The organism is bacterium (genome assembly GCA_030247525.1).
Taxonomy (GTDB): Bacteria; Electryoneota; JAOADG01; order JAOADG01; family JAOADG01; genus JAOTSC01.
In genome coordinates, this window is the sequence record JAOTSC010000109.1 from 1 (window position 1) to 11,291 (window position 11,291).

Genomic DNA, 11,291 nt, shown 5'->3' on the forward strand with positions numbered 1-11,291 from the left:
GGAAGAGGCAATCGAAAAATCTGCGAATTCATTCACGGGTGGCTGGAGTACCGATCCGTTGGATTTACGGGCATTGGAAACCGACCCCCGCGGTTTCTCGATCATGATTTTCGAGCGGGCGCGTGAATTGGGCTTTCACCAACAAGTTCTCGAATTGGGCGTATTGGCTACGGTCTTCGATTTGTCCGAAGCGAAAGTACTTGCTGATGTATTGAAACTTGAGGATTCGCTTGATCCGCATCCGGTTGAGATCGATGAGTTAGCGCTCATTTTGGAACGGTACTCCATATTGCGGCGGGAATATGTCGTTGCCCGGAAGATGCAATCCGGTGGATCATTCGATAACGTCGCTAAACTGGAAGAACAGATTGCTCCACCACCACCCTTAGTAGAAAAAGCTCCGATAGCGGTTTCAACTGCCAAGCCATCGCCGGAACCGATGGCTACACCAATACCAAGCGAACCAGTTCCAGCAACCGAGCCGGAAAAACCGCTGCGTCCGGTATCGGCGAAACCACCAGAAAACCGGTATGAGCTACTAGCGACGTGGCGGGAAACGTTCAGTAATCCGAAGTTGAAACAATCGTTGATGAATGCGTTGCGGACCAAAAATGCCAACGCTTACGATGAGTGGGTCGATAAAGTTGCGCAACAGACAACTTGGAAAGTCGCCCGGATTCACATCGACAACTATCTCTATGTGTACGGGATTGAACGGGGGACGGTGTTGTGGGAACGGGTGATGAAAACATCAATTCCCTTCTTCCCCGATGCACCGCAATTGTAGTAGCTAAGTATTGATGTAATAGAACGGGGAATAGACTATCTACTCCCCGTTTCAAATAGATTAGAAATTCACTGCACAGCAATTCTACTTAAGACGTTGCCACAATTCATCCTCCGGCGTTCCGACCGGAAGCTCACGTAAAATCCGATCCAAACTGTCGCCATCGCCAATCCACGCCCGTACTTCATAGTACATGGCAGCGCTGTGGGTAACGACTCGCTCATGGGTGAACAGCGTAGTGTTCGCACCAAGCGTCGATGCGAGATAGTTCCATGGTTGGGTGTTCGTATTGCGGAAGAAAACAAGATATCGACTCACAACCAAGGGAACGCCATTGATGGATGTATCGACTGGTACCCAATTCAATCGCATATCTTCACCCTGTCGAACGATTGACAACCCGCCCGGCGCTGATGGGATGTACTGTGAGGAACCGGACAGATTTATCCGCAAGGTGTCTTCATTGATTCCGTTGCAGACCAATGCAACCTGACCAGTGAATACCCCTTGCGTCGTCGGTTCAAAATACAACTTCACGGTAAGCGAATCGTTGGGATTTATTACTGTAACTGGATCCGGGGCGGCGCGGAACGGCATACCAGCCGGTAACGTAATCCAGTCGGCATTTAACAACTGCCGGTTTCCCCGCACTACCACGCGAATCGTCGTTGAATCTTTCCGAGTTGGTTCTAATGTCGTGGGGAAGTTGTAACTATTAGCACTTAGACTTGCATAATATCCAATACCGGTTCCATTCAATGGAATCGATATCGGATCGTAAGGTGCATCAAAGGTTATCCGTAATGTATCAAGATAGGTTACGGTAGAGTCTGGTCGGAACTTCACCCGGATTTTCAACGTATCGTTCACACCGATTATAGAGTCGGTATCAAGAACGCGATGACTGTAAATACTACTATTCACACCAGCGATTGTATTATAGCGGAACGGCAGATTGCTCCGGTTAGCAATCGCTACCAAAACTGAATCGGAAACGTGTGGACGGATGCTTGGGAATGTGATGTTAGCTGCCGAACTATAAAGTGTTGTGTACGGTTGTACTGCGAAGTTTGTGCTACTTGTATCGCCATAAGCTGGGTAACCACGCGCCATTACTCGAATTCGGGCGGTGGTTGTGGCGGGTGCATCGACCAGATTCCACACCCAATAAGTTGCAGTAGATGAAACCGAGTCGACTAAGGTTGTCCATTCGCCAGTCGGGTAGGCACGGTTTAACTCGATCCGAACACCATTAGGCAGATTGGTGACAGCAAAGCGAATGGTATCGCGCGATGCAATCCGGAAGGTTTCCCCGCCATTCGGCCGAGTAAGTACGACCGAACGTTGTCGAATACTGAAACTGGCGTTCGAAGTATCCACCAGTGATGGTACGAGATTGGAACGAATCCGGATTCGGGCATTTTCCGAAACCGGTGTTGTTGGTGACCAGAGGAATAGTCCAGCACTGGTACTGATTGTCGAATCGATAACTTGCCAACTGTCGACCGGATAGTTGCGCTTGATTTCGATGGTTAGGCTGCCAGTTAGGTTTTCCGATGTCCATGCAATAGTATCAGGTTCCCCAATATAACGAATCTCTCCACCATTGGGACGAAGCAGTTGCAGCGACATTGGCGCCGATACGATTTGAAAATCGTTGTCCGACCAGTCATACACTTCATATTCATTTCCAGCGATGACGATTCTTCCTTCCATAGTAGCAGGTAGTTCCGGTGTCCAAACTAAGGAACCTTGTGACAATGGAATCGCCTCAGCGTTTGGAATGAGTTCAGTAAAATCAAAACTGGGACCGACTCGGCTAACACCGATTGCAGCCGTTCCGCTGAAATTTGCTGACCATCGAATTGTATCGGGGATGTTAGCGACGAGAATCTCTCCACCGTTTGGCGATAAAATAGTAATCCGCCGCGGTTCCACGCGGAAGTTTGCATCAGAAGTATCGCTTATCGTGGGGAACAGATTCGAGATGATGGCAAATCGCGCGGTTTGCGTATCGATTACTGGAGCAATCCACGAAAACGATCCACTCGCCGCTGATGTCGTCGAAGATAGTGTTGTCCATGCCCCGGATGGATAACTCCAATTCGCTTTGATGGTAACTGTACCGGAGAGATTGGTCGTCCAGAGTACTTGTGAAGTCTCGCCATTAATAGCAATATCACCGCCATTCGGTTGTGTAATGTGAATTGCGGGAGAGCTAATAGTAAAATTGTTATCGGAAACATCGGTGATGAGTCGATTGTTAAGTGATGAGATACGAACTCTGGCGGCAGTAGTTGCTGGAGCGGTTGGTATCCATAACTCACTTCCGTCGTTTGCAGTATTGGTAAACAGCGTTTCCCACGTTCCCGATGGATACTCGCGATTCAATTCGACTTTCACATTTCCAGTGATTGCTTGCGAACTCCATCGAATCGTATCGGTTATCCCTGTGTAAAGTGTAATGCCGGTATTCGGCTTTATAACCGTGATTCTACCGTACAATACATAGAAGTAACCATAGTTCGATGTTGTGTTGAATGATAATCCATCATAAGAACGGATATACCATTCGTAAAAGCCGTTCGCCAACGAATCAGTAATCGTCGTGGAAACCGTATCAGCACCCGTGTGTGTAATATTGCCGCCGCGCTGAGTTCCTGCAACATACAGCCGGTATAATTGGACACCGGAACCCAAATCGGACGATTTCAACCACCGGAAGGTCGGCCGAGCGGAAATCGAAGTATCGCCATTGATGGGGGAAATCGGTATTGCTGCAATGGGTGGATTTACGTCGATAACGACTGTACGGATTTGATTCGAACGTTGACGATTGCCGAATAAATCGACAGCCACGACATACCAAGTATGTGCACCTTCCGATACTTGAGTTGGTGCGGTTGAGGATGTGACATGGAGGGAGTCGCGCACTTTGGTGCCATTGATCCAGAGCTCGTAATGCGAGAAACCGACCCCGGCATCACTGGTTGATACCCACGAGAAACTTGGGAGTTGATTTGTAACCACCGCATTGTCGGTTGGTGTCGACAGATTGAAAGCAAGCGGGGGTACGCGGTCGATTCGAAGGTTGCGCACTGGTGTGGTATAGACAATTGTACCGGAGCTTTCTATTGCTTGGGTATAACAGGTATGAGAACCATTCCCTAACGCAAGTTCGGCGGGAAGTTGATAACTGGTGTCGGTGATGCTGGGATGACTTGACATCAACGTACCATCGATCCGGAAGTCATAGCGTAAAAATGGTATCCCGGGGGCTGAGATATTGTTCCAAGTAAACGTTAGTGAGGAGTCATACAACCATTGGTTTTCCGTAGGTTGCATCATCTCGAAGAAACCGACCGTGAGATTCCATGTTTGGTTAGACTGTTGTTGATTTCCGTGAGGATCGACTGCAACGACATACCATGTGTGATTACCGAACGAGATTTGACTGGTTGGTGTGTAACTGGGTTGGTTGATGTTGGAAGCAAGCAGAACATCATCAAGATAGAACTTGTATGTAACCGCTCCACTGGCATCACTCGAAGGTTGCCATTGGAATGTCGGTTGTTGGAGATTTGTCCAATACTGATCACTCGGACTTGTTAACGAAAATGGTTCGGGAGGAATCCCATCGATGTTGAGTGACCAGGTTTGAGTAGATGCAACCCAATTGCCGGCAGCGTCAACGGCATGAACCCGCCATGCAATCGGAGGTGGACTGCTCGGTATCGCTTCTGCAACCGAAGGTATGACAGTTGTGGTTGTAACATTGCTTGTCTGGGTAATTCTTTGCCAACCGGTGCCGGTGAATTTTACTACTTCATATCGCACAGCGCCTGATAGTGAAGTGCGAGTCCAAGAAAAAGTCGGACGGGTGGAAGCAATCGCACCATCAGCAGGGGAGACTAAAGTGATTGTACCGGTAGGAGCAACATTGTCAATTGAAAAGTTTGCATCGCTGGAGTCGGCAGCGATTTGAGCACCGCCACCATCGCGCAGCACAACTTTCAACCGATATGTTGAACCGGAGATGTTGGGAATCGTCCACCAATAGCTTCCGGTATCGAGCAGATTAGTAGCGATGGTAGTAGGCCATGTCACACCACTATTACTCGATAAATACAAATCAATCGAGTTTCCTGCACCACCATATCGATACCAGCTTATCTGTCGACGGTGTCCTTGTCCGGGAGCCGCTGGATAAGTTTCACCACCATTGGGACTTAATAAACCTATTCCAGAACCGGTGGTAAATGTCCAAATTGGACCAGGATTTGTACTGGTTGCGCTGCGTGCAATCACCTGCCACCAGTATTGGGTTGCAACAGCGAGAGTGTCAGGAGTGTAGGTTGTCACCTGCTGGTTGTCAACAACCCGGGTGGTAGGTGGATTGGTCGTGCCGAAATAAACGTCGTATCCGATAGCTGCGGCAGCCTCGGCCCAACTTAATGTCGGAGTTATGACGACATTACTTGCCCCATCTGCAGGTGAAGGATTGGAAGCGGTTCCCAAAGTAAAGAACCGGACAGCGGTGCCAGGTGTTGGTATTGATGTACTATAATTCAAGTAGTAGTAAGTCGTTCCGCCATACAAACCAGACCCGCCACAATATTGTTGGGTGCTTGTTTGGGTGCCGTATTGTATGATGATATCCCCAGTTTCAAACAGAATAATCTGACACGATACCGAGGAGGATGGAAGGCTACTCGAGTAGTAACCTAAGTTCGTATAAGTCACAACCAATCGGTTCGGAGATGTCAAGTTCTGATAAATAACTGATGTACTTCCCCGTATCATCATATCGGAGTTCCAGAAGTAGACCCCTGGATAGTTATCGGGCACCCAGCTTCCATAATTACCAGCCGTCGGAGTGCCAAATTGAATTCTCCCGTTGGTTCCCGGGTAGAATTGAGTGTAGTCGAGACCGTAGTAACGAAACGTAAAACCAATATCGTAAGGACCGGCATAACCATCATCTGCGCCGTTCCAACCAGATACCGTTGTCCCGGATGGGGTAATCCAGCTATAGGTCGGACCACCCGGTTCGTTAGAATCCATGAAACGATACCCGAAACCATCCGGACCACCGGTCAGATCGGTTGCAGGGGGAGTAGATTGACGTTGTGCATTGAGTGCAAGGAAAGTCGGGTAGGCGGCAGCTTTCTCTTCAGGTGTGACCGGTTGTCCGTTCATCACACGTTGAGCAATTGCGAGAAGTTCTGCTTTGCTGTATGTACGCTCCAGTTCTGGGGCGGCAAACACAAACAGAGATAATACACAAACGATGAGTACCGATAACAAACAAGCGAATCGCAACTTCATAACGAGACCTTTGGAATTGAGGTGATGAGAAAAGGGGAATGGTTCGTTTTGATGAACATTCATCGAACTGGAAAAGACATTAAAACGTAAAGCAATTCGATTCGCAGTGCAAGTGGGTTTGCGGAGAATAGTTTTATTGAAGGGGCAGACTCTTTGGGTCGCCCATTGCTGAGATCGCCACGTCGCTTCATGCGCACAAAGTTGCGCATGCCGCTCCTCGCGAAGACAAGTAAGTGGGGTGGATACGGGCTTCCAAGCCCGTTCTTTGGTAGGGGTAGGTCAAAGACTTGCCCGAAAAAGAAGAAAAGGTCTGAGACTCTCCGCTACACACGCGCGCAAACGTTTGCCCCACTACTCCCATCTACTTGACTTTTTATGGGTATATGCTTATATTGTTGCAAGGAGAGTCTATGCCGTCAGGTCGTCCACATAACTGCCGACGAGTATCGTCAGTGCCCTCAATCAACCGCTACAAACCTTGTGGTGTCCCGTTGAATTTGAAAACAGAAGTTGTGCTTTCGGTCGATGAATTGGAAGCATTAAAACTTGCCGACTTGCAAGGTCTCCACCATGCCAAAGCTGGCGGGATGATGGGCGTCTCGCGTGCTACGTTTGGAAGAATCATTGAATTAGCTCGCCGTAAAACGATACTTGCTTTGAGTAATGGTTACTCTTTGCGAATCGAAGGGGGAGCTTACGAGGTTATCATGAAACGGAATTTTGTCTGTGCCGATTGCGGCTATCGTTGGGAATCCGATCAAGGGCGTTGCCATACCCCGGGTTGTCCGAAATGCGGCAGCAAACGATTCGGCTGCGAACACAAACCGGAACCGAAATCGGAAGCGAATCCCGATGGCTGTTGCGGCGGGAAAGGCGAACATCACAGTGAAGGCGATGATTGCGATTGTCACTAATCGAGGATTGAAAAATGAGTGGTATCGAAAAACAACACAATGCCGGTTCCGGCGGAAATTGCATCTGTCCAAAATGCGGCGAAAAAATTCCACATCGCGCCGGCAACCCTTGTCGTGAAGAACTATGCCCGAAGTGCGGCGCAAAGATGTTACGGGAAGGGTCGGAACATCATCAATTGTTTCAGAAAAAGCATTCCCAATAGTTTTGGTTGATCGATACAATACAAAGTAATTGATCTCTCATTCTCAACTCAATCTGCCAATCGTTACCAACGTTCGTTGCTGTTAAATCGAAGAATTTCAAAGTAGTAGTGATCACGAATGAAAACTCGTAACACTATGTGAAAACTTTCGGAAGCAACTATGGATGTCGAACATCTTTCGCGACTGCAATTCGCTTTCACGATTGGATTTCATTACCTCTTTCCACCGCTCAGTATCGGCTTAGGGTTGATCATCGTAGCGATGGAGGGGATGTATCTCAAAACTCACGAGATCATCTACCATCAAATGACCCGCTTTTGGGTGCGGGTGTTTGGACTCATCTTCGCTATCGGCGTTGCCACCGGTATTGTCATGGAGTTCCAGTTCGGAACGAATTGGTCAAATTATTCGCGTTTTGTTGGCGATGTTTTTGGCAGCGCTCTCGCAGCGGAGGGGGTGTTTGCTTTTTTCCTCGAATCGGGTTTTTTAGCGATCCTGCTGTTCGGATGGGATAAAGTTAGTCCAAAAATGCACTTCTTCGCGGCTGTGATGGTCGCGTTGGGTTCCCACTTTAGCGCAATCTGGATTATCGTCGCAAACTCCTGGATGCAAACGCCGACCGGTTACCATTTGGTGCAGACTGCTTCCGGAATGCGGGCTGAGATAACCGATTTCTGGGCGTTGGTGTTCAATCCCTCGACAGTTGACCGGTTGACCCATACGCTGGCAGCGGCGTGGCAGACCGGGGCATGGCTCGTGCTCAGTGTTAGTGCGTACTATCTGCTCAAGAACAAGCACACCGAATTTGCAACAAAGAGTATGAAGATTGGTTTGCTCGTTTCCCTCATCGGCTCACTTGGTCAATTGGTCACCGGCCATAGTAGTGCACAGACAATAGCGCAATACCAACCGGCAAAATTAGCGGCGTTCGAGGGACATTATCCCGCAAACGAACCAGCGCCGATGTATCTGTTTGGATGGGTGGATGAGACCAGTCAACAAGTCATCGGCGTCAAGGTTCCCGGGATGCTGAGCTTTTTAGTACATGGCGATTCGAAAGCTCCCGTCACCGGGTTAAATGCATTTCCCGCAGCGGATCGTCCTCCCGTGAATGTTGTGTTTCAGACCTATCATGCGATGGTTGCCATCGGGATGTTTCTCATCGGACTCAGTTTGCTTACAGCGTATGGCGTATGGAAATGTCAAATCACGCAGTGGCGGCTCGTACTCTGGGTATTGGTGTTTACGGTGCTGTTGCCGCAAGCGGCGAATCTACTCGGATGGATGTCGGCGGAAATCGGCCGGCAACCATGGATTGTATACGGTTTGTTGCGCACAAAAGATGGATTGTCGCCGAATGTGGTCGCCTCACAAGTCTGGTCGTCGTTAATCATTTTTGGTTTGATATACGCGCTGTTGCTTGCCGTTTTTCTATATCTCCTAAATGACAAAATTCAACACGGCCCGGAAATCGCTGAGCAAGTCGAAAGTGAGGGACACCGCGCATGATCGACGCCTTGGATTTCAATTTCCTCTGGTATCTCCTGATTGGAATTCTCTTGACTGGATATGCGATTCTCGACGGATTCGATCTTGGGGTCGGAATATTGCATTTATTCATCAAGGGCGATACCGGACGACGGGTATTTTTGAATGCAATCGGACCTGTTTGGGACGGGAACGAAGTTTGGTTGGTTACCGCTGGTGGAGCGCTATTCGCGGCATTTCCCGAAGTTTATGCGACGGCATTTTCCGGATTCTATCTTCCTTTTATGTTGCTCTTGTTTGCGTTGATTTTTCGGGCGGTGTCGATTGAATTTCGCAGCAAGCAAACTGGTGTTCGCTGGCGAAAAGTGTGGGACGTAAGTTTTTTCGGCGGGAGTTTATTAGCGTCGTTGCTGATCGGCATCACGTTGGGGAACATTATCTGGGGGATTCCACTCGACGCCGCGCATAATTATACCGGCACACTATTGGATTTGATCCACCCTTACTCGCTGTTAGTAGGGATTACTACCGTTGCGCTTTTCATGATGCACGGCGCGATTTATCTGGTTTTGAAAACCGAACAGGAAGTCCAGAAAACGGTGCGAAACTGGGTGAACAACACCATGGTCTTTTTCATTATATGCTATGCGACAACGACGATGGCAACCTTGCTGTATGTTCCCCGGATGACTGCGGCATTTCGCGAATACCCTTGGCTGTTTAGTGTCGCGTTACTGAGTATGCTTGCCATCGCGAACATCCCACGGGAAATCCATCTCGGCAGGGAGTTTCGCGCGTTTCTTTCCTCCAGCGCCGCCATTGCGGCATTGATGGCACTATTTGGAATTGGGATGTTTCCGACGATGTTGTATTCAGTAGGGTTGCCCGAAAATAGTCTAACGATTTACAACGGGGCTTCTTCCGAAAAAACCCTCATGATTATGCTGATCATAGCGTTGATTGGAATGCCGTTAGTAATTGCATACACCGTGAGTATTTACTGGATCTTCCGCGGTAAAGTAAAGCTTGATAAAATGAGTTATTGAGCGCGGTCTGCAACCGAACTAACCAACGACCGTAAATAACCGTATCATTATCCTAACCGGAGATACAATGTCAAAACTCATCGCATTCTTGCTCATATTGCCGATTGTGGTATTTGCCCAAGGAAAGGAAACCGTGGAAACCGTACATTCATTCACTATGAAATCGATTGATGGCAAACTGGTGCCGCTTTCGGAATATGCCGGGAAAGTCCTGCTCATCGTCAATACTGCGAGTAATTGCGGATTTACTCCTCAATACAAAGGGTTGGAAGAGCTGCAACAGTCTTATGCGAAAGACGGTTTTTCCGTGTTGGGATTTCCCTGTAATCAGTTTGGCGCACAGGAACCGGGTAGCGAAGCGGATATCAAAACGTTTTGCTCGGTCAACTATCAAGTCACCTTTCCGATGTTTGCGAAGATCGATGTAAATGGCGACAATGCCGATCCGTTGTATAAATACCTTACCAAATCCGCTCCCGGAATTTTAGGTACCGAAGCAATCAAATGGAACTTCACAAAATTCTTGATTGGGAAAGACGGAAAGGTCTTAGAACGATACGCGCCAAACACAAAACCCGCCGACATTGTTGATGATATTGTTGCGGCGATGAAGGGGAAGTAAGGTTATTCTTTCCTATTGAAATAGAGAAGCCCGTCACGATTGAACGGGCTTTTATTGCATTCACAAGGTTGTCATTGCTTGGAATCTGCCAACTAGCGAATGACGTGGCAACTCCAAAGGTAATCTCTTTTTTAACGTAACTTCATACTACTTCATCAACACCATCTTCTGTGTTTGAGAAAAGTTTCCAGCATTCAAACGAACGAAATAGGTTCCGGTGGCGAGTGATTTGCCTTCAAAATGGAACGTATACTCCCCGGGATTTTGATGAAAGTCGATCAGCTTTGCGATCGCTCTCCCCGAAATATCGAATACCCGTAAATCGACTATGCTCGCTTTTGCAATCGTATACCGAATTTCAGTCGAGGAGTTGAACGGATTGGGGTAATTTGGTTTGAGGGAAAAATGTTGAGGGATTACTTCGGAAGCTCGATTAACTACGCCGAGAATTTGTGAATAGTCGAAAACACCAAAGTTATTCCCATCGGCGACAAAGATAATACTATCAGTAATCGAAACGGCATTCGCATTACCGAGTGTGTTATAATATCCAACTTCTTGTGGTCTTGCGGGATCCGATAGGTTAAGAATTCGAATACCGGCAGGTCCATCTGCGATAAATGCATAACTCCCCGATACTTTAACATCATTTGCTATACCCGGCGTGTCGAATCTACCGACTTCGACAGGTTGTAGTGGGTTGGCGATATCATGGATACATAAACCTGAATCGCCATCTGCCGTGTATGCAAAGTTGCTCTCGGTCGTAATCTTCGATGCAAATCCCGGGGTGTCAAGTACCCTTATCAATCGAAGAGAATCAGGGTGAGAAACATCGAATATCGCAATTCCCGACTCACCGTCTGCAACAAAGGCAGAATTTCCTGAAACAGCGATAGCCC

Annotated in this window: 8 protein-coding genes; 6 read left to right on the forward strand and 2 right to left on the reverse strand. The window is 48.1% G+C overall.

What is annotated here, in order from left to right; translation table 11 throughout:
• On the forward strand, window positions 1-787 hold a 787-nt coding region (locus OEM52_10310), incomplete at its 5' end, for a hypothetical protein (protein MDK9700524.1).
• An 84-nt stretch (window positions 788-871) separates the two neighbouring features.
• Here OEM52_10310 and OEM52_10315 read toward each other — a convergent pair.
• Window positions 872-6,115 (reverse strand): hypothetical protein, encoded by a 5,244-nt coding sequence (locus tag OEM52_10315; protein ID MDK9700525.1) that lies wholly within the window; start codon window positions 6,113-6,115, stop codon window positions 872-874.
• A gap of 410 nt (window positions 6,116-6,525) precedes the next feature.
• On the opposite strand from OEM52_10315, the gene OEM52_10320 reads away from it, so the two are divergent.
• From OEM52_10320 to OEM52_10340, 5 genes are all read left to right on the forward strand, one after another.
• Window positions 6,526-7,029 (forward strand): DUF134 domain-containing protein, encoded by a 504-nt coding sequence (locus OEM52_10320; protein ID MDK9700526.1) that lies wholly within the window; start codon window positions 6,526-6,528, stop codon window positions 7,027-7,029.
• Between the two features lie 14 nt (window positions 7,030-7,043).
• Complete coding sequence (locus OEM52_10325; GenBank protein MDK9700527.1) at window positions 7,044-7,232, forward strand: ferredoxin; 189 nt, start codon at window positions 7,044-7,046, stop codon at window positions 7,230-7,232.
• A 160-nt stretch (window positions 7,233-7,392) separates the two neighbouring features.
• Window positions 7,393-8,742: a cytochrome ubiquinol oxidase subunit I gene (locus tag OEM52_10330; GenBank protein ID MDK9700528.1), complete on the forward strand. Its 1,350-nt coding sequence runs from the start codon at window positions 7,393-7,395 to the stop codon at window positions 8,740-8,742.
• Window positions 8,739-9,767 (forward strand): cytochrome d ubiquinol oxidase subunit II, encoded by a 1,029-nt coding sequence (gene cydB, locus OEM52_10335; protein MDK9700529.1) that lies wholly within the window; start codon window positions 8,739-8,741, stop codon window positions 9,765-9,767. Before OEM52_10330 ends, cydB begins: the two co-directional genes overlap by 4 nt.
• A 133-nt stretch (window positions 9,768-9,900) precedes the next feature.
• A complete protein-coding gene (locus OEM52_10340; protein ID MDK9700530.1) occupies window positions 9,901-10,389 on the forward strand; it encodes a glutathione peroxidase in 489 nt (162 codons plus the stop codon).
• A 147-nt stretch (window positions 10,390-10,536) separates the two neighbouring features.
• On the opposite strand, the gene OEM52_10345 is transcribed toward OEM52_10340, so the two are convergent.
• Window positions 10,537-11,291, reverse strand: a 755-nt coding sequence (locus OEM52_10345; protein MDK9700531.1) for a T9SS type A sorting domain-containing protein, incomplete at its 5' end; no start/stop codon positions are given.

What these genes read in the sequence shown, in the direction of transcription:
- OEM52_10315 (MDK9700525.1), bottom strand. Translation starts at nt 6,115, where the DNA reads ATGAAGTTGCGATTCGCTTGTTTGTTATCGGTACTCATCGTTTGTGTA.
- OEM52_10320 (MDK9700526.1), top strand. Translation starts at nt 6,526, where the DNA reads ATGCCGTCAGGTCGTCCACATAACTGCCGACGAGTATCGTCAGTGCCC.
- OEM52_10325 (MDK9700527.1), top strand. Translation starts at nt 7,044, where the DNA reads ATGAGTGGTATCGAAAAACAACACAATGCCGGTTCCGGCGGAAATTGC.
- OEM52_10330 (MDK9700528.1), top strand. Translation starts at nt 7,393, where the DNA reads ATGGATGTCGAACATCTTTCGCGACTGCAATTCGCTTTCACGATTGGA.
- cydB (MDK9700529.1), top strand. Translation starts at nt 8,739, where the DNA reads ATGATCGACGCCTTGGATTTCAATTTCCTCTGGTATCTCCTGATTGGA.